The following is a 25657-nucleotide window of genomic DNA, read 5'->3' on the forward strand; positions in this document are numbered from 1 at the left end:
GTACTGATTCTGTCAGACGAGGAAGATCGGCAGGAGGCCGGGGTTGTGCGCGTGCACGAGCACGGCGAACACCACGGCATCGAACAGCAGGTGGACGGTGACGACGTAGGCGAGCGAGTGCGTGCGCAGGAAGATGTAACCCTGCAGCAGCGCGAACGGAATCGTCAGCAGCGGACCCCACTCGCGGTATCCGAGCTCCCAGAGGAACGAGACGAACACGATCGCCTGCAGCAGGTTCGCGACCAGGTTCGGGAAGTGGCGTCGCAGCAGCGCGAACACCGTGCAGATGAAGAACAGCTCGTCCCAGATGCCCACGGCGCCCACGCCGACGAAGAGCCGGGCGATGAGCTCGGGAGTGTCCACCACCGGCCAGTTCTGGTACACCCCGCTGGTGATGAAGTAGAAGGGCAGGATCAGCCACCCCAGGATCAGCACCGCCACGAGCCATCCCCACTGCAGGCGACCCCATCGCCGGTGCGTGCGCCACGGGAAGCTGATGGCCCTGTCCCGGTAGACGAACCGGGAGATGACGTAGGGCACCGCGACCGCACCGCCCAGCGCGAGCGTGAAGCGCAGCATCGCGAGGTTGTCGAGTTCGGCGGCCAGCGGGATGATGCTGACGATCAGCAGGCCCACGGCGATCAGCGAGAGGTCCCTCGTGAGCGATGGCGGTCGGTGCACGCCGATCACCTTCGCGGTCTCTCGCCGTGCCCCCATGCTGACGACCTGGTCCTCCGCCGGACGGCCGCGTTCGAGCAACCAGGCGATCACGATCCCCAGCGCGAGCAGCACCCAGCCCAGCCACGGGATCTCCAGCACGAAGAACGCCGGCGCGGCGGCGCACACGAGCAACGCCGGCACGATGCCGAGGCCCAGCCTCGTCTCGCGCCTCACCTCGGTCACGGGCGCGCCCTGCGCCGGTAGACCAGATCGCGGATGTCGCGCCCCTTCGCGATGCCCTTGCGCTCGAACGCGGTCATCACCCGGCCGTCGAAGCGCTCGGCCCATTTCCCCTCGAACGCACGCTCGAACAGCGGCTCGGCGTCGAGCACCTCACGCATCTGCAGCGCGTAGTCCTCCCAGTCCGTCGCGAGCCGCAGCAGACCGCCGTCCTTCAGAGCCCTCGCCGCGGTGTCGCCGAATCCGGGCCGCACCAGGCGTCGCTTGGTGTGCTTCTTCTTGTGCCACGGGTCGGGGAAGAAGATCCAGACCTCGCGCGCCGCGGCCTCGGGAAGGTACGAAGAGAGCACCTCCGGTGCGTTCGCCTCGACGACGCGCACGTTGCGGGCGCCCTCCCTGTCGGCATCGAGCATCGTCCGGGCGAGGCCGGCGCGGAACACCTCGACGGCGAGGAAGTCGTCATCCGGACGGGAGGAGGCCGCCGCGACGATCGCGTGCCCTTGCCCGGAGCCGATCTCCACGTAGAGGTCGGCGGCACGGCCGTACTCGGTCACCGGGTCGAGGCGGGCCTCCGGGTGCACCGAGGTCCAGGCGACGTCGCGCGGGACGTCGAGCAGATAGTGCGGGCCGAGCTCGGTGAAGGCGCGCTCCTGCGCCTCGGACATCCGGCCGCTGCGGCGTACGAACGACACCGGCTCGTTTCGGAAGGTACGGGGTTCGGGCATGATTCCAGGGTAGTCGTCGGCGCCCCGCGCTCCCTGCGTCCCTGGTGGCGGCGTTCAGCCCGCCGGTGCCGTGACGAAGTCGATGAGCTCCTCCACGCGGCCGAGCAGCGCAGGCTCCAGGTCCCTATACGTGGTCACCTTCGAGAGGATGTGCTGCCACGCGCGAGCGATGTCCGCCTGCGTCTCGTGGGGCCACCCGAAGGCACGGCAGATCCCGACCTTCCATTCGATGCCGCGCGGGATCTCCGGCCACTTCGTGATGCCGAGGGCGCGTGGGGTGACGCACTGCCAGACATCGATGAACGGGTGTCCGACGATGCGGAGGTGTCGACCGTGCGGCCCGCGCGCGATGGCCTGCGCGATCCTGGTCTCCTTGGAACCCGGCACGAGGTGGTCGACGAGCACGCCGTACCGGCGGGTGGCACTGGGAGGCTCGGCGGTCAGCAGATCATCGAGCAGATCGACGCCCTGCAGGAACTCGACGACCACACCCTCGACACGCAGATCGGCGCCCCAGACCTTCTCCACCAGCTCGGCATCGTGCCGACCCTCGACGAGGATGCGGCTGGGCAGGGCGACGCGCGCCCGCTGGTCGGCGACGACGAACGATCCGGATGCCGTGCGACGCGGTCCCTGTTCCTTCGCGGCTGGAACGACGAGGCGCACCGGAGCTCCGTCGATGAGGAAGCCGCCGCCGAGCGGGAACAGCCGTCGGCGGCCGATGCGGTCCTCCAGCTCGACGTTGCCGCCCTGCACGCGGGTGACGGCTCCGCAGAAGCCGTCATCCGCGACCTCGACGACCAGATCCGCCTCCGCCGCGACCTGCGGCACCTTCTTCGCGCCGCGGTCGCGCCAGCCCGCCGCCAGCACATCCGAACCGTACATGTCGTCCATGCCTTCCAGCGTATGTGCCTCCGCTGAGGGCGAACGGCGAACCCGCCGCTGGTGCTGTCGCGTGTCGGGCTCTGTGCATAGACTCATGGCATGGGGCTCGGCTGCCGGTCGGAGGGAACACGATGACGAAACGGTGGCTCACGCTGGCCGCACTCGCGCTGGCCGCCGTGGCAGGAGCGTTCACCGCGTCCGCCGCGTCCGCCACCGATCCGCTCACTCTCGATTCCGGATACGTCACCGACCAGGCCGACGTGCTCAGCGCCGATGAGGAAGCCACGGTCGAGGCCCGGCTCGAGGAGCTGACCGCCAACTCGAACGCCGATCTGTTCGTGGTGCTCGTGGACGACTTCACCAACCCGAGCGACAACGTCAAATGGGCCGACACCGTCGCCGACAGCAACAACCTCGGCAGCGAGCAGTACCTGCTCGCGATCGCCGTGGACGGCCGCAGCTACTACATCTCGGCAGCGCCCGACGGGCCGGTGAGCTTCGACCAGCTCGACACGATCGAAGACAAGATGGTTCCATTCGCCGCCGACGGCGACTGGGTCGGCGCGATCACTCTCGCCGCCGACGAGATCCAGGGAGACGGTGGCGCGGGGGCGCTGCGCACCGTGCTGATCGTCGTGGCGGTCATCGCCGCCGCTCTCCTCGTCTGGCTCGTCATCGCGCTGGTGCGACGCGCGCGGCGCAACGCCGAGATCCGCAAGCGCGGCGCGATGCCGGAGACACCCGACCCCGCCGATCCGTTCTCCACCCTCACCGACGAGCAGGTCGAAACGCAGGCAGGACTCGCACTCGTGCAGGCCGATGACGCCATCACCTCGAGCAAAGAGGAGCTCGGCTTCGCGGTCGCGCAGTTCGGCGAGGGCGCCACCGAGGAGTTCACTCGCGTCGTCGACGCGGCGAAGACCAAGATCGCCGAGGCGTTCGACCTCAAGCAGAAGCTCGACGACGAGATCGAGGACACGATCCATGATCGCCGGGCCTGGCACATCCGCATCATCCGGATCGCCGAAGAGATCGATGACCTGCTCGACGACAACACCGAGGCGTTCGACGCGCTCCGAAAGCTCGAGGAGAACGCACCGCAGGAACTCGAGAGGGTCCGCGGTGAACGCGCGGCACTGAACCCGGTCCTCGCCTCCGCCGCGCCGGCGCTGTCCACGCTGTCGGCGACGTACGACCCGGCGGCCCTCACGACGGTTGCCGACAATCCCGCGCAGGCTCAGGAGCGCGCCGACCTGGCCGACCGCTCGATCGAGGCGGCCGCGCAGGCGATCGCGGCGGGCCGCTCCGGTGAGGCCGCCTTCGCGATCCGCACGGCCGAGCAGTCGGTCGCACAGGCCGCCCAGCTCGCCCAGGCGGTCTCGACCCTGGGCGCCGAGCTGGCCGCGATCGAGACCCAGTCGCAGGCACTCGTCACCGAGCTGCAGGCCGACCTCGCCGCGGCACAGCAACTGCCCGACGCGACCGGCGCGATCGCGGCGGCTTCCTCTGCAACCGCGCAGCAGCTGCAGCTGGCGCAGGCCGACCTCGCGAGCACGAAGCGCAATCCGCAGCGGGTGCTCGAGGCGCTCAGCGCTGCGAACGCGCAGATCGATGCGGCCATCGCCCAGGGCAGAGAAGGCGTCGAGCGCTCCCGCCGCGTGCAGCAGATGCTCGAGCAGACGCTCACGCAGGCGAATTCCGAGATCCGCGCGGCGCGCGAGTTCATCGAGACCCGCCGCGGCACGGTCGGTTCGACCGCACGAACCCGGCTCGCGAACGCCGAGGCCAGCCTCACGCAGACCCTGAACCTCCGCGCCACCGACCCGGAGGCGGCTCTGGCCGAGGCCAACCGCGCACTCGCTCTCGCCGACCAGGCCACGTCCGCCGCGCAAGCCGACGTCCAGGCATACAACCCTCCCGGCTACGACAGCGGCTGGGGCAGCCCGTTCGGCGGCGGTTCTTCCTCCGGCGGCTCCGGAATCGGCGGCGACATCCTCGGCGGCATCATCGGCGGGCTCCTCGCCGGTGGCGGCGGCGGCTCATCACGCCGGAGCGGCAGCAGCGGCTGGCGCTCCTCCGGGGGCGGGGGTTTCCGCAGCTCCGGTTTCGGCGGCGGAGGATCCCGCGGCGGCGGCCGCAGCGGTCGATCCGGAGGTAGACGCTTCTGATCCCCCACACAGACACATACGCCAAGCTCTCGAAGACGCCCTCTGAAAGGAATCACGCATGACCAAGCAGTCCATCTTCGGACGTATCTCGACCCTCGTCCGCGCGAACATCAACTCCCTCCTGGACTCCGCGGAAGACCCGCAGAAGATGATCGACCAGCTCGTTCGCGACTACACGAACAGCATCGCCGACGCCGAGTCCGCGATCGCCGAGACCATCGGCAACCTGCGTCTCCTCGAGCGTGACCACGAGGAAGACGTCCAGGCCGCGACCGAGTGGGGCAACAAGGCCCTCGCCGCCAGCCGCAAGGCCGACGAGATGCGCAAGAGCGGCGACGCCGCCGATGCCGACAAGTTCGACAACCTCGCCAAGATCGCCCTGCAGCGCCAGATCAGCGCTGAGCGCGAGGCGACCGGTGCCGAGCCGCAGATCGCGGCGCAGACCGAGATCGTCGACAAGCTCAAGAGCGGCCTCAACGGCATGAAGGACAAGCTCGTCGAGCTGAAGAACAAGCGCAGCGAGCTTCTCGCGCGCGCCAAGGTCGCCGAGGCGCAGACCAAGGTGCAGGACGCTGTGGGCTCGATCAACGTGCTCGACCCCACCAGCGAGCTGGGTCGGTTCGAAGACAAGGTCCGCCGCCAGGAGGCCATCGCCCAGGGCAAGATCGAGCTTGCGGCGTCGAGCCTCGACGCACAGTTCGAGAGCCTCGAAGACCTCGGCGAGCTGACCGAGGTCGAGGCACGTCTGGCTGAGCTCAAGGCCGGCGGCAGCGCTCCCCGCCAGGCCATCGAAGGCAACTGACACCACCAGCGGATGTCCCGGGCCGTGCGCCCGGGGCATCCGCGCTCGTCTTCTGGGAGGCACCCATGGTGCGATTCCTCGTCATCCCGCAGTGGCAGGGCTCACCCGCACCGCGCGCGATGCTCCTCGTCGACGGTGCCGGGGCCATCGCCGGAGACCTCCCCCGGGCGGCGACGACCACGCTGGAGGTTCCGGTCGAGGCCGGCGAGTCCCTCGGCACCGGGGTCCGCCGCCTCAGCGCGCTCATCCGCACACGCGAGCTCACGCACGGACACATCGACGCGGACACGGTCGTGATCGGCGGTGACTGCAGCGTCACCGTCGCCGCGATCGGTGCCCTCCCGGGTGGCACGGATGACCTCGCGGTCGTGTGGTGCGACGCCCATGCCGACCTGCACACTCCGGAGACCTCTCCTTCCGGAGCGTTCTCCGGAATGGCGTTGCGCGCCCTGCTCGGCGAGGGCGAGGAGCAGCTCGTCCTCTCCCCCGCGATCTCCGCCGACCGGGTGGTCACCGTGGGCGTGCGCAATCTCGATGACGCCGAGGTCGCCCCTCTCGAGGGCCTGACGAACCTCTCCGTCGACGACCTCGAACGTCCCGATGCGCTACTCGACGCGGTCAGAGCGACCGGGGCATCACGGGTCTGGGTCCACATCGACGTGGACGTGCTCGACCCCTCCGACTTCGCCGGAGTCTCGTCCTCCGTGCCGTTCGGGCTCTCTCCTGCGGCGCTGAGCACCGCCATCCGCGCGCTGCGCACCGAGATCCCGCTGGCCGGTGCGACGATCGCCGGCTTCGCTCCCCGGACACCCGCCGACGCGGTCGACGACCTCGGAGCGCTGCTCCGGTTGGTCGGAGCCGTCGCATGAGCACGGTTGCGGACTGGCGCCCTGCCGCCGACGAAGCGCTGGTCCGCGGGCGGCGCTTCGATCGCCGGGTCCCCGCGTTCCTCCTGCGTTCGCCGATCAGTCGCCTCGGTTATGCCTGGGGTACGGCCGTCGGCTGGCTCTGGGGCTCGTTGTGGAGCACCGGACCCGTCGAGCGGCGGGCCGGGCTGTGGATCTTCCGGGGTATGCCGACGTGGACCTTCAATCGCGGTGGAGTGTGCGTCGGCGGGTGCTTCCTCACCGGTGACGCCCGCCCGAGCGATGCCGTCCTGCGTCACGAAGCCGTGCACAAAGAGCAGTGGCTCCGCTACGGCTTCCTGATGCCCGTGCTGTATCTGTTCGCCGGCCGGGATCCGCTGCGCAACCGCTTCGAGATCGAGGCGGGGCTGGAAGACGGCAACTACGTGCGCCGGTCTCGCTGACGCCGCGCTCGCGTGATCAGCGGTCGGCGGGAAGCAGGCCGAAGCGCTCGGGCGCGTGGATGAGCGCGGGCGAGATCTCCAGCGCGCTCGTCAGGTGCTCGACGATGTCGGCGGTGCCGAGGTAGCCGCCGAGCAGCGTGACACGCGTCTCGATCTCGTCGTCGCACATCATCTCGTCGGCCCACGCGCAGGTCGCACGTGCCAGGGCCTGACCGGGGGCACAGGCACGACCGCTGCCGGGAGCACCGGAGCGCTGCTCGCGAGCGAGCCACGTGACCGTCATCCGTCCCGGAGCCTCGATCACGCCGATGTCGGCGACCGAGGGCACCTCGATGAAGATGCGTCCTGACGCGCACAGCGGCAGCGTCGTGAGGAACACCTCGAGCTCGGTGAGGGACTGTTCGTCCGCCGTCACCAGATGGTGCGCGCGCTGACGTGCCGCGCGGCGTGCTGCGCGCGTGCTTCGAGTCTCGAGCGAGGTGTTCATGATGCTCTCATCGTACACCAAGTGAAGGCTTGCCTAACCTTGGTCGCGCGAGGAACCGGCGGGCGTGACGCGGGCTACTCCACCGGCTCGACGAGCGCGGACCTCAACGCGTCGAGCTCTGCCTCGGCCATCCCGTTGGCCCGCAGGTAGCCCGCCGCGGAACCCCAGCGCTCATCGACCTGCTGCAACAGGCTCCGCATCACCGAAGCGGGTGACTGCGTCGCGAGAGCCACCGCGTGCACCGCTTCGGGGTGCTCGGCGCGCAGATACGCGGCGATGCGCCGCGAGCGCTCCGCCGGCAGCTGCGATTCCGTGAGCGCATAGTCGGCGATCACGGCTTCGCGATCAGCTCCGACGGCGGAGAGCGCGAGCGCCACTGTCACCCCGGTGCGATCTTTCCCGACCGTGCAGTGCACCAAAGTGGGCTCCCCCACAGCGATGATGCGGATGGCCTCGACCAGCCGCTCGCCACTCTCCTCGAGCAGATGCAGATAGAGGTCGTCGAGGCTCGTGTCGGCTTCGAAGAACGAACGGACCGACCCCAGGAACAGCGGGAGATGCGTGGTGTCCGGCCCCTCGATCTCGGTGGGCTCGGCTGCCACCTCCTCGCCGTCGCGGAGGTCGACGATGTGCTGCACCTTCGCGCGGAGCGCGGCCGCTCCTCTGGTCGTGGCCCCGGAGAGCTGGCCTGACCGCAACAGGACACCCGCGCGGATCCGGCCGCCCGCCGCCGGCATGCCGCCGACATCTCGGACGTTGGTGACGCCGTCGACCTCGAGGATCGTCATGCCTGAGCCTGTGGCGTCCGCGGGGGAACCGGGTAGCGTCCGGCGATCACGACACGGTTGAACGCGTTGATGGAGACGCATGCCCAGCTGAGAGCCGCGTACTCCTTCTCGGTGAAGACGCTGCCGACCAGGTCGTACACCTCGTCGGACACCCCGTCCTCGGAGATGAAGGTGAAGGCCTCGGCGAGTTCGAGCGCCGCGCGCTCCCGCTCGCTGAACACGCCGCTCTCGCGCCAGGTCGGGATCTGGGTGAGCGTGTCGGTGTCGATGCCGGCGGCGACAGCCCGGTCGACGTGGATACGGGCGCAGTACGCGCAGCCGTTGAGCTGCGAGCAGTGGATCATGACGATCTCCTTGAGACGATCGTCGATGCCGTTCGCGGCGCAGATCTGCCCGACGGTCTTCGAGAACGCATCGAGCGCCTGATACGCGGTCGGCTCGGTCTTGGACAGGTGCACACGCGTCTCGCTCATGACTCCATGATATTCGGCGGTCGCGCTCACGGTCTCGGCGAGCTTCGATGGCGTGGAATGCACAATGCCAGGAGCCAATGACAAAGTTTCACCAGAATGACACTCAATACTCGAAACATACTTGGCACACTGCTCGCGCATTTCTCCTGCGTCATCGCGGAGGAGCAGAATATCCACGTGGCGATCGACATCAGCGAGTTCAGCTATCTTCCCGCACAGGCCGAAGCGCTCGGCGTTCCCCTCCCGGAGGTGGAGCGTCTCACCCTCCCCCTCTCCGACGGACGCTCCCTGAGCGCTCTGCGGTTCGGCGGAGAGGCGCCCCAGGTCACACTCCTGCACGGCGCGGGCCTGAACGCGCACACGTGGGATACGACGTCTCTCGCGCTCGGGCTGCCGCTGCTCGCGATCGATCTGGCCGGCCACGGCGACTCGTCCTGGCGGGACGACGTCGACTACACCCCGCGCACCCTCGCACGCGATGTCGCCGAAGCCCTCGATGCCTGGACCTCACAGCCGCAGGTCGTCGTCGGACAGTCGCTCGGCGGGCTCACCGGCGCCGCCCTCGCCGCGTCCCGAGCGGATCTGGTCGCCGAGCTCGTGATCGTCGACATCACCCCCGGGATCGATGTCACCGCCGGACCGGCGGCGCTGCGCGAGTTCTACGCGGGCCCCACGGACTTCGCCTCCCGCGACGAGCTCGTCGACAAGGCGATGTCGCTCGGCTTCGGCGGCAGCCGTCCCGAGACCGAACGCGGCGTGTTCCTCAACACGCGCGTGCGCCCCGACGGCCGCGTGGAGTGGAAGCACCACTTCGCTCACCTCGCCGCACACGCCCTCGCCGCGCACGACCCCGGCTCGGCCACCGCGCCGTCGGTCCTGCACGAGACCGGATGGGACGACCTGTCCGGAGTCCGCACCCCGATCACTCTCGTCCGCGCCGCTCGCGGTTTCGTCAGTGAGACCGACGCCGCGGACTTCCAGCAGCGCGTGCCCGCAGCCCGCGTCGTGACCCTGGACGCGACGCACAACGTGCAGGAGACTGCCCCGGTCGAGCTGGCCGGCCTCATCGCGACAGCATCCGCCGCTCGCGGAATATGACGTTCCGTTCCACACCCGACCCGCCCCCCGCCACGCAACTCTAGGCTCGATCCAACGGCACACAGCAACTGCCGCACCGAGAGGAATCGCCCCATGTTCCGACGCACCCGACGTCTCGCGCTGATCTCCGCGCTCGCGGCCACCGCCGTCATCCTCAGCGCCTGCGCCGGCTCCCCCGCGCCCAGCCCTTCCGAGAGCGCCGGCGAGCCCGACCCCGACGCGACCCTGCACGTGGGACTGGTCCTCGAACCGACCAACCTCGACATCCGGCACACCAGTGGCGCGGCTCTCGAGCAGATCCTCATCGACAACATCTACGAGGGCCTGGTCACCCGCACGCAGGACAACGAGATCGAAGGGCGTCTCGCCTCGGACTACGAGGTCGCCGACGACGGCCTGACGTACACGTTCACCCTCGGTGAAGGGATCCTCTTCCACGACGGCACCCCGCTCACCTCCGCCGACGTGGTGTCCTCCTACGAGACCGTGCGCACCGACGCCACTGTGCAGGGGAACGCCGACTTCGCGGCGGTCTCGTCGATCACGGCTCCGGATGCCACCACGGTGCAGATCGTGCTCACCGAGCCGAACCAGAACTTCCTGTTCGCTCTGACGGGTCCGGCGGGGCTGGTCTTCAAGACCGGCGACACCACCGACCTGAAGTCGGCGGAGAACGGCACCGGGCCGTTCACGCTGACCCGCTGGAACAAGGGCAGCACGATCACCTTCGCCCGCAACGACGACTACTGGGGAGACCCGGCCGGTGTCGCGCAGGTCGAATTCCAGTACATCCCCGACTTCACGGCCGGCGTCAACGCCGCACTCGCCGGCGACGTCGATGTGCTCACGGCGGTCGATCCCAATCTCGCGCCGCAGCTCGAGGACTCCGGTGACTTCGCGCTCACGAAGGGTCGCACCACCGACAAAGCCACTCTGGCCTTCAACAACAAGAAGGCGCCGCTCGACGACGTCCGCGTGCGCGAGGCACTCCGACTCGCCATCGACCACGATGCACTGATCGAGGCCGTCGGTGCCGGCACGACGCTGTTCGGTCCGATCCCCGAGCTCGACCCCGGCTACGAAGACCTGTCGGACGTGATCTCGTACGACCCGGAGAAGGCCAAGGAGCTGCTCGCCGAGGCCGGCCAGGAGGACCTGGAGCTCACCCTCACGATCCCCGCGTTCTACGGGACGACGGTGCCCAAGGTGCTGATCTCCGACTTCAAGAAGGTCGGCGTCTCCCTCGACGTCAATTCGGTCGAGTTCCCGACCTGGCTCGAAGACGTCTACACGAACAAGGACTACGACCTCAGCTTCGTGCTGCACGTCGAGCCGCGCGACTTCGGCAACTTCGCCAACCCCGACTACTACTTCGGCTACGACAACGCCGAGGTGCAGGACCTGTACTCCGAGGCTCTGGCCGAGGTGGACCCCGACAAGTCCGCCGAGCTGCTGGCGCAGGCCGCGCGCATCGTGTCGGAGGACCACGCTACCGACTGGCTGTACAACGGCGAGACCATCACGGCCGTGGCACCGATCGTCGCCGGATTCCCCGAGGACTCGATCAACTCCCGGATCAACCTCGCCGGCGTGACCGTCTCCGCAGAGAAGTAGCAAGCGGTCACCCCTTCGTGATCCGCTACGCGCTCGTCCGAGGAGCCCTGCTCATCGCAGGGCTCCTCGTGTCGAGCGTGCTCATCTTCCTCACCCTCCGGGTCTTCCCGGGAGACGTCGCTCAGCTGATCGCCGGCACCCAGGCGTCCCCCGCCGAGGTCGACGCCCTCCGGGAGTCGCTCGGGCTGAACCAGCCGCTCTTCACGCAGTACACCGACTGGATCGGCGGGATCTTCCGGGGTGACCTCGGCACCTCACTGCTCTCGGGCGCCTCGGTGGGCGAAGAACTGCTGCTCAAGGCCCAGGTCACCGTGCCCCTCGGCATCATGTCGCTGCTCATCGCCGTGCTGATCGCGGTGCCGTTCGGGATCCTCGCCGCCCTCCTGCGCGGCCGCCGCACCGGCACCGCCCTCAGCGTCGGCGCCCAGACGCTGGCCGCCGTGCCCGTCGTGTGGGCCGGCATGATGCTCATCGTCGTGTTCTCGGTCTGGCTCGGCTGGTTCCCGCCGCAGGGATTCCCGCGCACCGGCTGGTCCACGCCCGGGCGGGCGATCGAATCGCTGATGCTCCCCGCGCTGACGATCGGCGTGGTCGAGGGCGCCATGCTCATGCGCTTCGTGCGCAGCGCGACCCTGCAGGCCGCCGGACAGGACTTCGTCCGCACCGCAGCGGCGAAAGGGCTGACCCGCACGCGCGCGCTCATCCAGCACGGTATCCCTGCGGTGGGACTGTCGATCATCACGGTGCTCGGACTCCAGGTCGCCGGGATCATCGTCGGATCCGTCATCATCGAGCAGCTGTTCACCCTCCCCGGCATCGGGCGGATGCTGGTCGCCGACGTCGGCACCCGCGACCTCATCAAGGTGCAGAGCGAACTGCTCGTGCTCACCGGCTTCGTGCTGATCGTGGGCTTCGTCGTCGACCTTCTGCACCGCGCCATCGATCCTCGACAGCGGGAGGCCGCATGACGCCGCGCTGGCTCGGCCGACTCTGGGGCACCCCGACGGGGCGCTTCGGATTCATCGTCGTCGTCGTGATCGCCCTGACCGCGATCGTGGCGCTGTTCTGGACCCCGTTCGACCCGCAGGCGTCGGACATCGGCGACCGCTGGCTTCCCCCGAGCTGGCCGCACCTGCTCGGCACCGACGACACCGGCCGCGACATCCTGAGCCTGCTGATGGCGGGCGCGCGCACGACGGTCTTCGTCAGCATCGGCGCGGGAATCGTGGCCACGCTCGTCGGCATCGCCCTGGCAGCCCTCGGCGCCCTCACCGCTCGGTGGATGCGTGAGACCGTCGCGGTGCTCGTCGACATCCTGATCGCCTTCCCCGTGCTGCTGATCGCCATGATGATCTCGTCCGTCTGGGGCGGCTCGCTCTGGGTCGTGATCTGGGCCGTGGGGATCGGCTTCGGCGTGAACATCGCCCGTGTCACCCGGCCCGAACTGCGCCGCGTGCAGCAGAGCGACTTCGTACTCGCCGCCCGTGCCGCGGGTCTCACGCCGACGCAGAGCCTCGTGCGGCATCTGCTGCCGAACGTCGCTCCGGTCTTCATCGTGCAGCTCTCCTGGTCGATGGCGGTCGCGGTGCTCGCCGAGGCCGGTCTGTCCTACCTCGGATTCGGCGCATCGGTGGTCGAGCCGAGCTGGGGACTGCTGCTCGCCGACCTCCAGCGCTACATCGGCGTGCACCCGCTGTCCGTCATCTGGCCGGGGCTCGCCATCACGATCACCGTGCTCGCGCTCAACCTCCTCGGAGACGGGCTCCGTGAGGCGACCGATCCGACCCTGCGGCACCGCGCCGCCGAGGTCCACACCCCGGGAGTGGTCGCATGAGCCTGTCCGCGCAGGACCTCGTGATCGAGATCAACGGACGTCGCGTCGTCGACGGGATCTCGTTCGAGGTACCCGACGGCGCGCGGCTCGGGCTGATCGGGGAATCGGGATCGGGCAAGTCGCTCACCGCCCTCGCGGTCCTCGGGCTGCTCCCTGACGGCGCGACCGCGAGCGGCAGCATCCGCTGGAACGGCGTCGAGCTGATCGGGATGCCGGATCGGGAGCTCGCGAAGCTCCGCGGGGACGACATCGGCATCGTGTTCCAGGAGCCCCGCACGGCACTCAACCCCATCCGGACGGTGGGGCGGCAGATCGCGGAGTCGATCCGCATCCACGAGGGGCTCGGCCGTCGGGAAGCCAGAGAGCGCGCAATCGCGGAAGCGGCACGCGTACGGCTCCCCGATCCCGAGTCGATCGTGGACCGGTACCCGCACCAGCTCTCGGGCGGTCAGCGCCAGCGCGTCGCGATCGCCATGGCACTCGCCTGTCGTCCGCGGCTGCTCATCGCCGACGAGCCGACCACCGCGCTCGACGTCACGATCCAGGCCGAGATCCTCTCCCTGCTGCTCGCGCTCGTCGCCGACGAGGGGATGTCGCTCGTGTTCATCACGCACGACCTCGCCGTGCTCGCGCAGGTCGCGACCGAGGGCGTGGTGCTCGAGCACGGACGCGTCGTCGAGGCCGCCCCCGTCTCGACGCTGCTGTCGACTCCTACCTCGCCGGTCACCCAGGGGCTGCTGCGGGATGCCACCGCGACTCTCTGGCGCCCGAAGGGCGGTGCCGCATGAGTCTGATCGAGGCACGGGGACTCCGCCGCGACTTCGTCGTCCCGAAGCGGACCGCGTTCGAGCGCACGCGCACGCAGACGGCGCTGGCGGAGACCGACCTCGATGTCGTCGAGGGCTCGTCGGTGGGGATCATCGGCGAGTCGGGATCGGGGAAGTCCACGCTCGTGCGGCTGCTGCTCGGCCTCGACCGTCCCACGACCGGGACCGTGTCGATCGACGGGCGGCCTGTCGACGCTGCGGCATCTGCGAAGTCGCTGCACTGGCTGCGGCGGGAGACCGGGCTGGTCTTCCAGGATCCGTACGCGTCGCTCGACCCGCGGATGACCGCCGGTCAGATCGTGCGGGAGCCGCTGTGGGCGCTCGGCATCGAGGGAGACCACCGGGCGCGAGTACGCGAAGTGCTGGCGCAGGTCGGGCTCGAGCCCGAGATGGGCGACCGCTACCCGCACGAGTTCTCGGGTGGCCAGCGCCAGCGGATCGCGCTCGCCCGGGCGATCGTGCACCGCCCCCGCATCCTGGTCGGCGACGAGCCGCTCTCCGCCCTCGACGTGACGGTGCGCGCGCAGATCCTCGAGCTGCTGATCGAGCTCCGCCGCACGACCGCCCTCACGCTCCTGCTGGTGTCGCACGACATCGGCGTGGTCCAGAACCTGTGCGACGCGGTCGTCGTGATGAAGGACGGCCACATCGTCGAGCGGGGTTCGACTCAGGATGTGCTGCTGCACCCCACGGAGGACTACACGAAGGCGCTGCTCGCGGCGATCCCGGTGATCCCGGCCGCACCCCCTCGCGCCACCCGCGACTGAGCCGCCGCGACCCGCGAGGTCGAGCCACCCTCTTGCGTGCGAACCACCCCCCTGCGTGCGCACGGAAAGGGGTGGTTCGCACAGAAAGGGGTGAGTCGGGGATCGGTGAGAGGATGCGTCGTCAGCGCGCACCGAAGAGCCTTCGACGGCGTCCGGTCGGCTTGAGCACGCGCCGCATGTACACCGTGCCGAGGTCGCGGCCGAACTTGTAGCCGACCCGGCCCATGCGACCGGCTTCGACGAACCCCAGCTTCTCGTGCAGCCGGATCGAAGCCTCCGCACCGCTGTCGCTGATCACCGCGACCATCTCGCGGAGGCCGATCTGCTCGCAGGCATCGATCAGCGCCTGGAGCAGGGCCGCGCCGAGCCCCTTCCCGCCCGCGCCCGGTCCGAGGTAGATCGAGTCCTCGACCGTGTACTTGTAGGCGTTCTTACCGGCCCAGGGCTGCGCGAGCGCGTATCCCATGACCACGCCGGCCGGCGAGACCGCCACGAGGAACGGCAGTTCCAGGCGAGTGAGCAGCGCGTACTTGTCACGCCAGTACGGGATGCTGCTGCGCCGCTCGTCGAGCGTCACAGCCGAGTTGCTCACGAAATGGTTGTAGATCTCGCGGACGTGAGGCAGGTCAGCCGGACGCGCTGCACGGATCGTGTACGAGAAGACCTCGGGCGCGACCTCGGGGCGGAGGTGGCGCGGGAGGACACGGCGGCGATCCCCCGGTTCGAACTGCATGCGCTCAGCTTAGAGACGGAGTGGCTTCACCCTCCACTCTCCCACCGATCGCAGCACCTAGATCAGGCGCTCAGCCTCCGCAGGCTCGCCGCCCACCCGCCAGTCGATCGCCTCCGCACCCTGCTCCGCGAGGAGCGCATTCACGCGGGAGAACGGGCGGGAGCCGAAGAAGCCGCGGCTGGCAGACAGCGGAGACGGGTGGGCCGAGGCGATGATCGGCGTCGAGTCCAGCATCGGCTGCAGGTTCGCGGCGTCCTTGCCCCACAGCACGGCGACGAGCGGCTGATCGCGGGCGACGAGCGTCCGGATCGCGAGTTCGGTGACCTTCTCCCACCCCCACCCGCGGTGCGAGGCGGCGGCACCCGGGCGCACGGTGAGCACACGGTTGAGGAGGAGCACGCCTTGATCGCTCCACGCGGTCAGGTCGCCGTGGGGTGCCGGCGGGATGCCGAGATCGCTCTCGCGCTCCTTGTAGATGTTGGTGAGGCTGCGCGGCAGCGGTCGCACGTCACGGTCGACCGCGAACGACAGACCGATCGGGTGACCGGGCGTCGGATACGGGTCCTGTCCGGTGATCAGCACACGCACATCGGCGAGTGGCCGCTGGAAGGCCCGGAGCACGTTCTCGCCGGACGGCAGGTACCCGTGCCCGGCCGCCTGCTCGGCGCGGAGTCGCTCGCCTATCTCCGTGATGGTGTCCTGGACCGGAGCGAGCGCCTCCGCCCACCCCGCGTCGATCCGACGGTCGGCAGCGAGCTCGGCGAGAGACGGCGCCACGTCAGTCGATGGAGCGCACGCGCAGCGGACCGCGCGCGAGCAGGTGCTGCGCCGACTGCGCAACCGGGCGCATCGTGATCAGGTCGAGGTTGACGTGTCCCGGCGACTCCAACGCATAGGCGATCACGTCGGCGACGTCTTCGGCGAGAAGCGGCGCTTCGACGCCGGAGTACACAGCCTCGGCGGCGGCGACGTCTCCCCCCAGGCGGTTCAGCGTGAATTCCTCGGTGTGGACCATGCCGGGCGCGACCTCGACGACGCGGATCGGTTCGCCGTTGAGCTCCTGGCGGAGGACCTTCACCAGCATTCCCTCGGCGGCCTTCGCGGCGTTGTATCCCGCACCTCCCGCATACGCCGACTGCGCGGCGGTCGAGGTCACGAAGAGCGTGTCGGCGTGGCCGTCTGCCGCAGCAGCCCGACGCAGAAGCGGAAGCAATCCGGCGACGAGGCGCTGCGTCGCCAGCACGTTGGCGTCGAACATCCACTGCCAGTCCGCGGCCGACGCGTCCTCAATGCGGTCGGTCCCCCGGGCCCCGCCGGCCACCTGCACCAGTGCGTGCACCGGCCCGGACTTCTCGAGCTCCGAGACGAGCGCGTCGACAGCAGCGGGATCGGTCAGGTCACAGGCGATGGCCGAGGCCCCGGTCTCCGCGGCGAGCGCGGACAGACGGTCCTCCCGCCGGGCGACCCCGACGACATCCCATCCTCGTGCGCGGAGTGCGCGCACCGTTGCCGCGCCGATCCCCGAACTCGCACCTGTCACCACTGCACGTCTGTTCACCATGCTTCCACCGTACGATGTTCCGCCGGGAATGCGCAGACCCGCACGGGGCTGTCGCGGAACCCTTCTCCCGCGTGATTCCGGGCCTCCACCGTGTTACGTCACATTTCCCGGTTGTTGTTGACACGGACCGATGTTCCGTACTCTCGCTGCAACGGCATTCGCCATCCGACCTTCCGACCACTCCTGGGGGAAAACATGTCCGCACCTGAGTCCTGGCGCTTCGAGACCAAGCAGGTCCACTCCGGCGCTGCCCCCGACCCGGTCACGAAGGCTCGCGCCACGCCGATCTACCAGACCACCTCCTACGTGTTCGACAGCGCGGACCATGCGGCGAACCTCTTCGCCCTCGCGGAGTTCGGCAACATCTACACCCGCATCCAGAACCCGACGCAGGACGTGCTCGAGCAGCGCCTCGCCGCGCTCGAGGGCGGCACCGGCGCACTCGTGCTCGCCAGCGGCCAGGCTGCCTCGACCTTCGCGATCCTCAACATCGCGCAGGCCGGCGACCACTTCGTCGCCTCGAGCTCGATCTACGGCGGCACGTACAACCTCTTCAAGTACACGCTCGCCAAGCTCGGCATCGAGGTCACCTTCGTCGAGAACCAGGACGACGCCGAGGAATGGCGTCGCGCGGTCCGCCCGAACACGAAGCTGTTCTTCGCGGAGACCATCGGCAACCCGCAGATCAACATCCTCGACATCCGCGCCGTCGCCGACATCGCACACGAGTCCGGCGTCCCGCTGATCGTCGACAACACGATCGCGACCCCGTACCTGATCCGTCCGTTCGAGTTCGGCGCCGACATCGTCGTGCACTCCGTCACGAAGTTCCTCGGCGGACACGGCACCACCATCGGCGGCGCCATCATCGACGGCGGAACGTTCGAGTGGTCGAAGAACGTCGACAAGTTCCCCGGCCTCACGGTTCCGGACCCCTCGTACCACGGCGCGAGCTACACCGCCGCGGTCGGCGACCCGCTGGCCTACATCATCAAGGCCCGCGTGCAGCTGCTGCGCGACCTGGGTTCGGCCATCGCGCCGCAGAGCGCCTGGAACCTCATCCAGGGCATCGAGACCCTGTCCCTGCGCATCGAGCGTCACGTGCAGAACGCGCAGGAGATCGCAGAGTGGCTCGACAGCCGTGACGACGTCGCGACGGTCAACTACTCGGGTCTGCCCTCCTCGCCCTGGTACGCCAAGGCGAACGAGTACGCCCCCAAGGGCGTCGGCGCCGTGCTGTCGTTCGAGCTCAAGGGCGGTGTCGAGGCCGGACGCGAGTTCGTGAACAGCCTGTCGCTGTTCAGCCACCTCGCCAACATCGGCGACGTGCGCTCGCTCGTCATCCACCCCGCGTCGACGACCCACGCGCAGCTCACCCCCGAGCAGCAGCTCACCGCGGGCGTCACGCCGGGCCTCGTCCGCCTCTCCGTGGGTATCGAGAACATCGAGGACCTGAAGGCCGACCTCGACCAGGCTCTCGCCGCGGCACGCGCCGTGTCGGAGGCTGCTCGCGCCTGACGCACAGGACAGTCATGAGGATGCCCCGGACCACGTGGTCCGGGGCATCCTCACGTTCGCGGCGGGGTCACCATCCGGCCGAACCACAGGCGGCTCCGTCGAGAATGGGATCCCCACCGTGAGGATTGCATGATCGACGTCGCACACCGAGCACCGCTCGCCCGCCGAGCAACGACGCGCCGTGCCCGCCGTCTCGCGATCGCCGGCATCATCGTGCTGGTCCTGGTCGCGTGCGGCTGGATCCCCGGCGTGATCGGTACCGCTGTCGCCGCGGTCCTCCCCTGGCTCGGGCTCGTCATCCTCGTCCTCGTCGTCACGGCGTTCTTCCTCGCGCGGCGCGTGATCGTGCTCCTCCTGGTGCCCGCACTCCTCTGGGTTCTCGCGATGGTTCCCGCGCTTCCCGGCCTCCCGGCGCCGGCCGGCGCGGAGGGCGAACTCACGATCGCGAGCCAGAACGTGCGCGCGCACTCCGGCAGCGCCGCCGCCTCGGCCACCGAACTCGCGCGGAGCGAGGCGGATGTGATCGCACTCACCGAACTCGACGGCGACAGCCTCTCCGCCGCGAGCGAGGTGCTCGCCGACGCCTACCCGCACTCCTACACGGTCGGCACGGTTGCGCTGTGGAGTCGATACCCCCTGGCGAGTGCCGAACCGCTCGCGCTCGGGCTCAGCTGGAAGCGCGCGCTCCGGGTCGAGGTGCAGAGCCCCGCGGGCCCGGTCGCCGTCTATGTCCTGCACGCCGCATCCGTGCGCCCTGGGCAGCAGCAGGACCGCGACACCATGCTGCACGGCATCGCCGAGCAGGTCGTCGCCGACGAGGCCACGGCACTCGTCGTCGTCGGAGACTTCAACGCGCCGTCGACGGACCCGGCCCTCGCCGCGCTGCGGGCCGAGGCCGACTGGGCACGGCCGACCGACGGAACGCTCGGATTCACCTGGCCGGCAGCCCTTCCGCTCGTCCGGATCGACCAGGTGTTCGTCCGCGGAGTGGACGTCGTCGCCTCAGGCACGCTGCGCACCGGGAACAGCGACCACCTCGCCACGATGACTCGCGTGCGCTGAGTCCTGCGCCCCTGGTCCGAGCCGCGGCGCCGCGGATGGCGCGACACCGAGTCGTAACCTGCCGCCGACGGGTGCTCGACCAGGCGACAATGGAGGGATGGACTGGCAGACGACCTCCGAGGACACGGTGCCGTCGGCACCCGTGACGGAGGCCGACGTCCGGCTGCTCCGTGCCCGCCCACCGGCTACCGGTGCCTGGCGCGACGGCGACCCGGTCGGCGGCAGGCGTTTCGCCGCGTTCGGCGCCTTCTCCACCGAGAGCGGTCAGGAGCTGCCGGGCATCCGCATCGCGTACGAGTCGTGGGGTGAGCTGAATGCCGCTCGCGACAATGCGATCCTCGTGCTGCATGCCCTCACGGGCGACAGCCATGTGCGGGGGCCCGCAGGATCCGGCCACCCGACCGTGGGGTGGTGGGAGGACATCACCGGCCCCGGAGCGCCGCTCGACACCGACCGCTGGTTCGTCATCGCTCCGAACATGCTGGGCGGCTGCCAGGGATCGACCGGACCGGCGAGCGTCGCCCCCGACGGCTACGAATGGGCATCGCGCTTCCCGTACCTGACGATCCGCGACCAGGTGGCGGCGCAGGTGCGGCTCGCCGATGCGCTCGGCATCGACAGCTGGGCCGCGGTCATCGGCGGATCCATGGGCGGCATGCACGCCCTCGAATGGGCGGTCACACATCCGGAACGCGTCGAGCGCCTCGCCGTGCTCTCCTCTCCCCCGGTGACCACCGCCGACCAGATCGCGCTGAACACGGTGCAGCTCGAGACGATCCGCATGGATCCGCGGTTCCAGGGCGGCGAGTACTACGACCTCGGAGACGGCGACGGCCCGCACCGGGGACTCGCGCTGGCACGGCGGATGGCGCTGCTGAACTATCGCAGCCCGATCGAGCTGAACCAGCGCTTCCAGCGGTCGTGGCAATCGGATGTCTCACCTCTCGGCCACGGCGGACGCTTCGCCGTGGAGTCGTACCTCGACTTCCACGGCAACAAATTCACCCGTCGCTTCGACGCGAACAGCTACATCACGCTCGTCGAGGCCATGAACTCGCACGACGTCGGTCGCGAGCGCGGCGGAGTCGAAGAGGCGCTGCACGCCGTCACCGCCACCACCCTCGTCCTGGGCATCGACAGCGACCGGCTGTTCCCCGTCGACGGACAGCAACGCATCGCCCGCAGCATCCCGAACGTGATCGACGGAGAGGCGGTGGTGGTGGCCAGCGACTTCGGGCACGACGGCTTCCTCATCGAGACCGACATCGTCGGCGCGAACCTGCGGCGACTGCTCGCGAGCTGATCCGCTCCGCTCACGCCGAGAGGAAGCGCCACGGCAGCTCGGCCGCCTCGAGACGCCCCTGTTCCCACGCGAACGCCTGCGCGGCACCCGAGCCCACGACGCGTGTCTGGAACAGCTGCACGGCACCGCCCGAAGAGAGAGCGGATGCCGCGTCGGTGAAGGCCGACAGCTGATGCAGCGTCATCCAGGTCGGCGGGAACAGCATCCACTCCCCTGCACCGTGCCGCGCCAGGGCCTCGGCGGGACGGACCCACGCGAGGTCCGCCACCTCGTCCTCCGAGGGTGAGGGGTCGGCCGCCGGTGCCGCAGCGAGGAAGAACCAGGTATGGATGCGCGTGGGCACCTCGACAGGCGGATGCCATTCGGAGAACGCCACCAGCTCTTCGACGACGACCCCGACCTCTTCGTAGGTCTCCCGGATCGCCGCACGACGCGCGTCCTCGACCTCCTCGTCGCCGCCGCGTCGATCGGCCGGTTCGACCTTGCCGCCGGGAAAGACCCACGCACCGGCGAACGATCCACGATCGGGCCGACGCATCAGCAGCACCTCGAAGCCGGTATCGGCTGCGCGCAGCAGGACGACCGTGCCGGCGACGGGCAGGGAATGCGGGAGCGTGCTCACCCCGTCACTCTACGACGCGACCCGCTCGAGGACTGCGGGACGACGCGCTTCCACCCGATAGGACAGCAGGGCGATCAGTAGGCCCGCCACGGCAAGGGCGGCTCCGGTCCACGCGGGCGCCGTGAAGCCCCACCCTGCCGCGATCACGAGGCCGCCGAGGAAGGCACCCAGGCTGTTACCGATGTTGAGAGCGGAGTGGTTCATCGCCGCAGCGATCGACTGGTTGTCTTCCGCCACATCCATCAGACGCGTCTGGATCGTCGGGCTCAGCACCGACGACACGAACCCGACCACGAACACGAGAAGCCCCAGACTCACGATCCAGAACGACAGCACGGCAAGCAGGGCGAACACCACGGCCATCGCGGCGAGCCCGAAGAGCAGCGTGCGGCGCAGGTCGATGTCGGCGAGGTGACCGCCGACGAGGTTTCCCGCGGTCATCCCGAGACCCATGAGCACCAGGACGATGGGCACCGCCCAGTCCGGAGACCCGGCGACCTCGGTCACGAGAGGCGCGATGTAGCTGTAGACGGCGAAGAAGCCGCCGAAACCGATCGCACCCACGCCGAGCGTGAACCACACCTGCGGGATGCGGAAGACCCGGAGCTCCTGGCGCATCGTGCGCCCTGGATCGCCGGGATGCTGCGGAACGAACAGCGCGATGAAGAGCGTCGCCACGGCGAACACCAGCGCGACGACCGCGAACGCGGCGCGCCAGCCCCACTGCTGCCCGAGGAACGTGCCGAGCGGCACACCGACCACGTTGGCGACCGTCAGCCCCGTGAGGATGAAGGCCACGCCCTTGGCACGGTTGCCCGGACCCATGACGTCGGCCGCGACCAGGGCGCCGATGCCGAAGTACGCGCCGTGCGGGAGCCCTGCCAGGAACCGGGAGGCGGCGACGAGTTCGAACGTGGGCAGGACCACGGTGAGCGCGTTGAAGATCGTCAGAGCAAGAGCCAGCACGATCATGACCCGGTGCCGCGGGAAGCGCGCGACGAAGCCGGCGATGGTCGGCGCACCGACCACGACGCCCAGCGCATACAGCGAGATCAGCCAGCCTGCCTGGCTGAGCGCCTCCTCCTGGCTCGTGGCCCAGAGCGAGGGCAGCAGGTCGGCGGCGATGTTGGGCAGCAGGCCCATGACCACGAATTCGGTCATGCCGATGCCGAAGCTGCCGATGGCGAGAGAGAGGAGCGCCCACTTCGCCGCACCCCTCGATTCAGTCGAGGGATTCACCGGTACAGCCTAGCGGCCGTCCGACAGGGCGTCGCGCTCGCTCCTCCGCTCACGCAGCAGGAAGACGTCGACCTCGTCCTGCCTCTCGACGACGAAGCCGTGCCGCTCGTAGAGCGCCTGGGCAGGACTGCCCTGGAGCACGTTGAGCCGGTGGGTCGCCTCATCGTCCAGGAGCATCGTCAGGATGCGTCCCCCGACGCCGGCCCCCTGATGCGAGGGAGCGATGTAGAAGTGCTCCAGCCAGCGCGACCCGCCTTCGTCGCGGAGCGCGACGGAGCCGACCTCCTGGTCGTCCACGACGATGATCCGGGTCTGGGTCGGCTCGAACGCGTCTCGGAACCGCTGCCGCACACGCGCGTCGTCGTAGCGACCGAGCCGCGTCAGGTCCGCCCGGAGCACCACCGCCCGCAGTTCTGCGATCCACTCGACGTCGCCCGCGAGGGCCGGACGCGTATGGACCACCGCGAAAGCGCGGCGATCAGTCATCCGACTCCTCGATCGCCGCCTCGAGGCGCTCGATCTTCGCATCGAGCTCGCCCGAGTATCCGGGGCGGATGTCGGCCTTGAGCACCAGCGACACCCGCGAGCCGAACGGCATGACCGCCTCGGTGGCGCGCTTGACGACGTCCATCACCGAGTCCCAGTCGGGACCTTCGATCTCGGTGAACATGCTCGTCGTGCGATGCGGCAGGCCGGACTCGCGCACCACGCGGACGGCCGCGGCCACCGCGTCGTGCACGGAGGCGTCGGTTCGCTCGGCTCCTTCGGCGGGCGTGCCGCTCGGGGCGACGGAGAAGGCGATCAGCATGGTTTCACTCCCGGGGTTTCGGATGGTGGGCGGCGGGCACGCGCAGAAGCGCGCGGAGGCCGAGGACGAGGAGGACGATGAGGAGGACATTCCGCACGGTGAGCACCGCCACGGCGAGCGCTTCAGCGCGCAGCAGGGCGTCGTAGCCGAGCGGGTAGACCAGGCAGGTGAGCAGACACAGCGCGAGCACCATGACCGCGGGAATGCGCGCTCTGGCCCGGTCGAGGACGATCCACAGGATCACCGGCGCGATCAGCCAGGTCTGGAACTGGGGAGAGCCGACCTTGTTGGTGACGATGAGCAGCGTCGCGAGGGTGAGCGCGAGTGGCGGGAAGAGCCGAGGGAACGCGGCCCCGCGCATCGCCTTCACCGCGCCGATCGCGGTGACCACCCCCACGCAGACCACCATCAGCGGGGTGAGCGCCGCGGCGACGGCATCCACCCCCGGCGCCGTGACCTGGAACGTGAGGATCTCGAAGCTGTACTCGATGCGCGCAGCCCCTGCGACGGCGAGCCAGAGGAAGGGCGTCGCCGCCACCGCCTCGATCTGCAGGCCGCGACCGGTCTGCTCCGTCAGGAAACCGAGGATCTCCGTGTCCGCGCCGAGCAGGAGCAGCAGCGCCAGCACGCCGCCCGTGACGACGACCGCGCCGAGCAGCACTCGCAGCCGCGCGCGGACGGCCACGACGGCGGCCAGCACGAGTGCGCCGGGCCAGATCTTGATCCAGGCGCCGGCCGTGAGCAGCGCGGCGGCGACCATCGGTCGTCTGACGAGCCAGAGCCCGCCCATCACGGCGAGGGGCACGGTGATCGCGTCGATCCGGTACAGCGCGATAGGCCCGAGCAGTAGGACGGCACCGCACCAGAACCAAGCCGCGACCCGCCGTGCGTGCGAGGGCGAGCGACCGACGAGCACGCCGAACGCGATCGCATCGAGCACGATGACCAGCACCGCCCAGCCGACGAGGTAGGCGCTCGAGACACCGAGCACGGGCACCAGGGGTGCAGCGAGTCCGGCCGCCAGCAGCATGGGCACCAGGGCGAGTTGCGGATAGACCCAGGTCTCGCTGACGCCGACGATCGGCCCGCCCCCGAGAGCCGCCGACGCCCACGGCTCGTACACGAGCACGACATCGCCCATGGGCTGGCTCGGATACACCCAGCCCAGCAGAGCGGTGAGCAGGTGCACGAGGAGGAATGCGCACCACAGGACGAGCAGCCTCGTCGTCGAGTCGCGGCTCACCCCAGGACGTCCTGGATCGCGTGCGGAAGGGCCTCGGCCACGTCCATCGCGACGATCGGATGCCCCGGTCCGTCGGCGAGCGCCCCGGCGGCGATCCGTGCGGCATGACCATGCAACCACGCGCCCGCAGCGGCGATCTCGGCGAGAGCGGCTCCGGGATTCGCAGCCATCACCGCTCCGAGAACGCCGGCGAGCACGTCTCCGGTACCCGCTGTCGCCAGCCACCCCGTTCCCGCTTCCACGGCGATGACGGCTCCGCCCGGATCGGCGACCAGCGTCCGCGCCCCCTTGAGCAGCACGGTGCCGCCGATCTTCGCGGCCAGCTGCCGTGCCGCATCCGCCCGATCGTGGTCTTCACCCTGGGGCTGCACCCGAAGACGCTCCTGCAGCCGTGCGAACTCGCGCGCGTGCGGGGTGACGAGGAACGGCGCCCGAGCTCCCGGCGCGAGGTCCAACGCACCCGCGTCGATGATCACGGGAACCGCACCGGCGAGGATTTCGCGGAGCGCGACGCTCTCCGCATCGGTGCGGTGCGTCGGATCCGTGCCGGAGCCGATCACCCAGGCTCCGATACGCGAACCACCGGTGTCCGCACCGACGACGGTCTCGGGTCGCCGAGCCAGGACGGCATCCGCCACCCGCTCGGCGCCCACGTACCGCACGAATCCGGCCCCCGCCCGCCACGCGGCCTCGACTCCCAGCACCGCAGCGCCGGGGTAGGCGGGAGATCCGGTGCGCAGCGCCACGACCCCGCGGGCGTACTTGTCGTCGTCCGCGGTCGGCGCACGGAACAGCCGTGCGGTATCGCTGCGTGACCACTCCCGCACCTCGATCATGACTCCACGTTAGTGCGACGGCCCGAGGTGCACGCCCGCGGGGGTAGCGTCGAAC

The 25657-nt window shown here is 69.6% G+C and carries 28 protein-coding genes; 13 read left to right on the forward strand and 15 right to left on the reverse strand.

Annotated features, from left to right (window positions below; translation table 11 throughout):
- Positions 1-12: 12 nt before the first annotated feature.
- From AC6CHX_RS04475 to AC6CHX_RS04485, 3 genes are read right to left on the reverse strand one after another with little or no spacing between them, the layout of a single operon-like run.
- Positions 13-903: a CPBP family intramembrane glutamic endopeptidase gene (locus AC6CHX_RS04475; protein ID WP_498271776.1), complete on the reverse strand. Its 891-nt coding sequence runs from the start codon at positions 901-903 to the stop codon at positions 13-15.
- A complete protein-coding gene (gene trmB / locus AC6CHX_RS04480; RefSeq protein WP_498271777.1) occupies positions 900-1625 on the reverse strand; it encodes a tRNA (guanosine(46)-N7)-methyltransferase TrmB in 726 nt (241 codons plus the stop codon). The genes AC6CHX_RS04475 and trmB overlap by 4 nt, the downstream gene beginning before the upstream one ends.
- Before the next feature lie 54 nt (positions 1626-1679).
- The gene (locus AC6CHX_RS04485) at positions 1680-2519 is read right to left on the reverse strand and encodes a DUF3097 domain-containing protein (RefSeq protein ID WP_498271778.1); all 840 of its coding nucleotides are present in this window, start codon (positions 2517-2519) and stop codon (positions 1680-1682) included.
- 122 nt (positions 2520-2641) lie between these two features.
- Here AC6CHX_RS04485 and AC6CHX_RS04490 point away from each other — a divergent pair, with 122 nt between their 5' ends.
- The 4 genes from AC6CHX_RS04490 to AC6CHX_RS04505 all read left to right on the forward strand — a co-directional run bounded on the left by AC6CHX_RS04490 (position 2642) and on the right by AC6CHX_RS04505 (position 6789).
- A complete protein-coding gene (locus tag AC6CHX_RS04490; RefSeq protein ID WP_498271779.1) occupies positions 2642-4678 on the forward strand; it encodes a TPM domain-containing protein in 2037 nt (678 codons plus the stop codon).
- 58 nt (positions 4679-4736) lie between these two features.
- Positions 4737-5480 carry a PspA/IM30 family protein gene (locus AC6CHX_RS04495; protein ID WP_498271780.1) on the forward strand — a complete coding sequence of 248 codons (744 nt, stop codon included), beginning with the start codon at positions 4737-4739 and terminating at the stop codon, positions 5478-5480.
- 65 nt (positions 5481-5545) lie between these two features.
- Positions 5546-6349 carry an arginase family protein gene (locus AC6CHX_RS04500; RefSeq protein WP_498271781.1) on the forward strand — a complete coding sequence of 268 codons (804 nt, stop codon included), beginning with the start codon at positions 5546-5548 and terminating at the stop codon, positions 6347-6349.
- Positions 6346-6789 (forward strand): Fe-S oxidoreductase, encoded by a 444-nt coding sequence (locus AC6CHX_RS04505; protein ID WP_498271782.1) that lies wholly within the window; start codon positions 6346-6348, stop codon positions 6787-6789. Before AC6CHX_RS04500 ends, AC6CHX_RS04505 begins: the two co-directional genes overlap by 4 nt.
- A gap of 16 nt (positions 6790-6805) precedes the next feature.
- On the opposite strand, the gene AC6CHX_RS04510 is transcribed toward AC6CHX_RS04505, so the two are convergent.
- The 3 genes from AC6CHX_RS04510 to AC6CHX_RS04520 all read right to left on the reverse strand — a co-directional run bounded on the left by AC6CHX_RS04510 (position 6806) and on the right by AC6CHX_RS04520 (position 8537).
- A complete protein-coding gene (locus AC6CHX_RS04510) occupies positions 6806-7276 on the reverse strand; it encodes an SIP domain-containing protein (protein ID WP_136043383.1) in 471 nt (156 codons plus the stop codon).
- A gap of 74 nt (positions 7277-7350) precedes the next feature.
- Complete coding sequence (locus AC6CHX_RS04515) at positions 7351-8064, reverse strand: tyrosine-protein phosphatase (RefSeq protein ID WP_498271783.1); 714 nt, start codon at positions 8062-8064, stop codon at positions 7351-7353.
- Positions 8061-8537, reverse strand: a complete 477-nt coding sequence (locus tag AC6CHX_RS04520; protein WP_136043385.1) for a carboxymuconolactone decarboxylase family protein — start codon at positions 8535-8537, stop codon at positions 8061-8063. The genes AC6CHX_RS04515 and AC6CHX_RS04520 overlap by 4 nt, the downstream gene beginning before the upstream one ends.
- A gap of 171 nt (positions 8538-8708) precedes the next feature.
- Here AC6CHX_RS04520 and AC6CHX_RS04525 point away from each other — a divergent pair, with 171 nt between their 5' ends.
- The 6 genes from AC6CHX_RS04525 to AC6CHX_RS04550 all read left to right on the forward strand — a co-directional run bounded on the left by AC6CHX_RS04525 (position 8709) and on the right by AC6CHX_RS04550 (position 14677).
- Positions 8709-9635 carry an alpha/beta fold hydrolase gene (locus AC6CHX_RS04525; RefSeq protein WP_498272027.1) on the forward strand — a complete coding sequence of 309 codons (927 nt, stop codon included), beginning with the start codon at positions 8709-8711 and terminating at the stop codon, positions 9633-9635.
- A gap of 93 nt (positions 9636-9728) precedes the next feature.
- Complete coding sequence (locus AC6CHX_RS04530; protein ID WP_498271784.1) at positions 9729-11249, forward strand: ABC transporter substrate-binding protein; 1521 nt, start codon at positions 9729-9731, stop codon at positions 11247-11249.
- Positions 11250-11266: 17 nt separating this feature from the next.
- Positions 11267-12217, forward strand: a complete 951-nt coding sequence (locus AC6CHX_RS04535) for an ABC transporter permease (RefSeq protein ID WP_498271785.1) — start codon at positions 11267-11269, stop codon at positions 12215-12217.
- The gene (locus tag AC6CHX_RS04540; RefSeq protein ID WP_498271786.1) at positions 12214-13083 is read left to right on the forward strand and encodes an ABC transporter permease; all 870 of its coding nucleotides are present in this window, start codon (positions 12214-12216) and stop codon (positions 13081-13083) included. The genes AC6CHX_RS04535 and AC6CHX_RS04540 overlap by 4 nt, the downstream gene beginning before the upstream one ends.
- A complete protein-coding gene (locus tag AC6CHX_RS04545; RefSeq protein ID WP_498271787.1) occupies positions 13080-13871 on the forward strand; it encodes an ATP-binding cassette domain-containing protein in 792 nt (263 codons plus the stop codon). The genes AC6CHX_RS04540 and AC6CHX_RS04545 overlap by 4 nt, the downstream gene beginning before the upstream one ends.
- Positions 13868-14677, forward strand: a complete 810-nt coding sequence (locus AC6CHX_RS04550) for an ABC transporter ATP-binding protein (RefSeq protein WP_498271788.1) — start codon at positions 13868-13870, stop codon at positions 14675-14677. The genes AC6CHX_RS04545 and AC6CHX_RS04550 overlap by 4 nt, the downstream gene beginning before the upstream one ends.
- Positions 14678-14798: 121 nt before the next feature.
- Here AC6CHX_RS04550 and AC6CHX_RS04555 read toward each other — a convergent pair whose 3' ends face one another.
- The 3 genes from AC6CHX_RS04555 to AC6CHX_RS04565 are packed head-to-tail and all read right to left on the reverse strand — an operon-like array spanning position 14799 to position 16971.
- Positions 14799-15410 (reverse strand): GNAT family N-acetyltransferase, encoded by a 612-nt coding sequence (locus AC6CHX_RS04555; RefSeq protein WP_376104852.1) that lies wholly within the window; start codon positions 15408-15410, stop codon positions 14799-14801.
- Positions 15411-15467: 57 nt separating this feature from the next.
- Positions 15468-16187: a uracil-DNA glycosylase gene (locus AC6CHX_RS04560; RefSeq protein WP_498271789.1), complete on the reverse strand. Its 720-nt coding sequence runs from the start codon at positions 16185-16187 to the stop codon at positions 15468-15470.
- A 1-nt stretch (position 16188) separates the two neighbouring features.
- Positions 16189-16971, reverse strand: coding sequence for an SDR family oxidoreductase (locus AC6CHX_RS04565; RefSeq protein WP_498271790.1), 783 nt, complete (start codon positions 16969-16971; stop codon positions 16189-16191).
- Positions 16972-17166: 195 nt separating this feature from the next.
- Between AC6CHX_RS04565 and AC6CHX_RS04570 the strand changes: the two genes are divergently transcribed.
- The 3 genes from AC6CHX_RS04570 (at position 17167) to metX (ending at position 20854) form a co-directional block, all read left to right on the forward strand.
- The gene (locus tag AC6CHX_RS04570; protein ID WP_136043396.1) at positions 17167-18489 is read left to right on the forward strand and encodes a bifunctional o-acetylhomoserine/o-acetylserine sulfhydrylase; all 1323 of its coding nucleotides are present in this window, start codon (positions 17167-17169) and stop codon (positions 18487-18489) included.
- A gap of 129 nt (positions 18490-18618) precedes the next feature.
- Positions 18619-19551 (forward strand): endonuclease/exonuclease/phosphatase family protein, encoded by a 933-nt coding sequence (locus AC6CHX_RS04575; RefSeq protein ID WP_498271791.1) that lies wholly within the window; start codon positions 18619-18621, stop codon positions 19549-19551.
- 97 nt (positions 19552-19648) lie between these two features.
- Positions 19649-20854 (forward strand): homoserine O-acetyltransferase MetX, encoded by a 1206-nt coding sequence (gene metX, locus AC6CHX_RS04580; protein ID WP_452325800.1) that lies wholly within the window; start codon positions 19649-19651, stop codon positions 20852-20854.
- 10 nt (positions 20855-20864) lie between these two features.
- Here metX and AC6CHX_RS04585 read toward each other — a convergent pair whose 3' ends face one another.
- Genes AC6CHX_RS04585 through AC6CHX_RS04610 form a run of 6 tightly spaced genes read right to left on the reverse strand, consistent with a single transcriptional unit; the run spans position 20865 to position 25602 of the window.
- Positions 20865-21476: an NUDIX domain-containing protein gene (locus tag AC6CHX_RS04585; protein ID WP_498271792.1), complete on the reverse strand. Its 612-nt coding sequence runs from the start codon at positions 21474-21476 to the stop codon at positions 20865-20867.
- Between the two features lie 9 nt (positions 21477-21485).
- Positions 21486-22715 carry an MFS transporter gene (locus tag AC6CHX_RS04590; protein ID WP_498271793.1) on the reverse strand — a complete coding sequence of 410 codons (1230 nt, stop codon included), beginning with the start codon at positions 22713-22715 and terminating at the stop codon, positions 21486-21488.
- Between the two features lie 9 nt (positions 22716-22724).
- Positions 22725-23201 (reverse strand): GNAT family N-acetyltransferase, encoded by a 477-nt coding sequence (locus AC6CHX_RS04595; RefSeq protein ID WP_498271794.1) that lies wholly within the window; start codon positions 23199-23201, stop codon positions 22725-22727.
- The gene (locus tag AC6CHX_RS04600; protein ID WP_136043402.1) at positions 23194-23523 is read right to left on the reverse strand and encodes a thiamine-binding protein; all 330 of its coding nucleotides are present in this window, start codon (positions 23521-23523) and stop codon (positions 23194-23196) included. The genes AC6CHX_RS04595 and AC6CHX_RS04600 overlap by 8 nt, the downstream gene beginning before the upstream one ends.
- Positions 23524-23527: 4 nt before the next feature.
- Positions 23528-24766, reverse strand: coding sequence for a hypothetical protein (locus tag AC6CHX_RS04605; protein ID WP_498271795.1), 1239 nt, complete (start codon positions 24764-24766; stop codon positions 23528-23530).
- Positions 24763-25602, reverse strand: a complete 840-nt coding sequence (locus tag AC6CHX_RS04610; protein WP_498271796.1) for an NAD(P)H-hydrate dehydratase — start codon at positions 25600-25602, stop codon at positions 24763-24765. Before AC6CHX_RS04610 ends, AC6CHX_RS04605 begins: the two co-directional genes overlap by 4 nt.
- Between the last annotated feature and the right edge of the window lie 55 nt (positions 25603-25657).

It is taken from the genome of Microbacterium sp. GQ128, assembly GCF_059758615.1.

Bases quoted from the DNA above. Each gene is read 5' to 3' on its own strand.
- trmB (WP_498271777.1), bottom strand. From the start codon at position 1,625: ATGCCCGAACCCCGTACCTTCCGAAACGAGCCGGTGTCGTTCGTACGC.
- AC6CHX_RS04485 (WP_498271778.1), bottom strand. From the start codon at position 2,519: ATGGACGACATGTACGGTTCGGATGTGCTGGCGGCGGGCTGGCGCGAC.
- AC6CHX_RS04490 (WP_498271779.1), top strand. From the start codon at position 2,642: ATGACGAAACGGTGGCTCACGCTGGCCGCACTCGCGCTGGCCGCCGTG.
- AC6CHX_RS04495 (WP_498271780.1), top strand. From the start codon at position 4,737: ATGACCAAGCAGTCCATCTTCGGACGTATCTCGACCCTCGTCCGCGCG.
- AC6CHX_RS04500 (WP_498271781.1), top strand. From the start codon at position 5,546: ATGGTGCGATTCCTCGTCATCCCGCAGTGGCAGGGCTCACCCGCACCG.
- AC6CHX_RS04505 (WP_498271782.1), top strand. From the start codon at position 6,346: ATGAGCACGGTTGCGGACTGGCGCCCTGCCGCCGACGAAGCGCTGGTC.
- AC6CHX_RS04510 (WP_136043383.1), bottom strand. From the start codon at position 7,276: ATGAACACCTCGCTCGAGACTCGAAGCACGCGCGCAGCACGCCGCGCG.
- AC6CHX_RS04515 (WP_498271783.1), bottom strand. From the start codon at position 8,064: ATGACGATCCTCGAGGTCGACGGCGTCACCAACGTCCGAGATGTCGGC.
- AC6CHX_RS04520 (WP_136043385.1), bottom strand. From the start codon at position 8,537: ATGAGCGAGACGCGTGTGCACCTGTCCAAGACCGAGCCGACCGCGTAT.
- AC6CHX_RS04530 (WP_498271784.1), top strand. From the start codon at position 9,729: ATGTTCCGACGCACCCGACGTCTCGCGCTGATCTCCGCGCTCGCGGCC.
- AC6CHX_RS04540 (WP_498271786.1), top strand. From the start codon at position 12,214: ATGACGCCGCGCTGGCTCGGCCGACTCTGGGGCACCCCGACGGGGCGC.
- AC6CHX_RS04545 (WP_498271787.1), top strand. From the start codon at position 13,080: ATGAGCCTGTCCGCGCAGGACCTCGTGATCGAGATCAACGGACGTCGC.
- AC6CHX_RS04550 (WP_498271788.1), top strand. From the start codon at position 13,868: ATGAGTCTGATCGAGGCACGGGGACTCCGCCGCGACTTCGTCGTCCCG.
- AC6CHX_RS04555 (WP_376104852.1), bottom strand. From the start codon at position 15,410: ATGCAGTTCGAACCGGGGGATCGCCGCCGTGTCCTCCCGCGCCACCTC.
- AC6CHX_RS04565 (WP_498271790.1), bottom strand. From the start codon at position 16,971: ATGGTGAACAGACGTGCAGTGGTGACAGGTGCGAGTTCGGGGATCGGC.
- AC6CHX_RS04570 (WP_136043396.1), top strand. From the start codon at position 17,167: ATGTCCGCACCTGAGTCCTGGCGCTTCGAGACCAAGCAGGTCCACTCC.
- AC6CHX_RS04575 (WP_498271791.1), top strand. From the start codon at position 18,619: ATGATCGACGTCGCACACCGAGCACCGCTCGCCCGCCGAGCAACGACG.
- metX (WP_452325800.1), top strand. From the start codon at position 19,649: ATGGACTGGCAGACGACCTCCGAGGACACGGTGCCGTCGGCACCCGTG.
- AC6CHX_RS04595 (WP_498271794.1), bottom strand. From the start codon at position 23,201: ATGACTGATCGCCGCGCTTTCGCGGTGGTCCATACGCGTCCGGCCCTC.
- AC6CHX_RS04600 (WP_136043402.1), bottom strand. From the start codon at position 23,523: ATGCTGATCGCCTTCTCCGTCGCCCCGAGCGGCACGCCCGCCGAAGGA.
- AC6CHX_RS04610 (WP_498271796.1), bottom strand. From the start codon at position 25,602: ATGATCGAGGTGCGGGAGTGGTCACGCAGCGATACCGCACGGCTGTTC.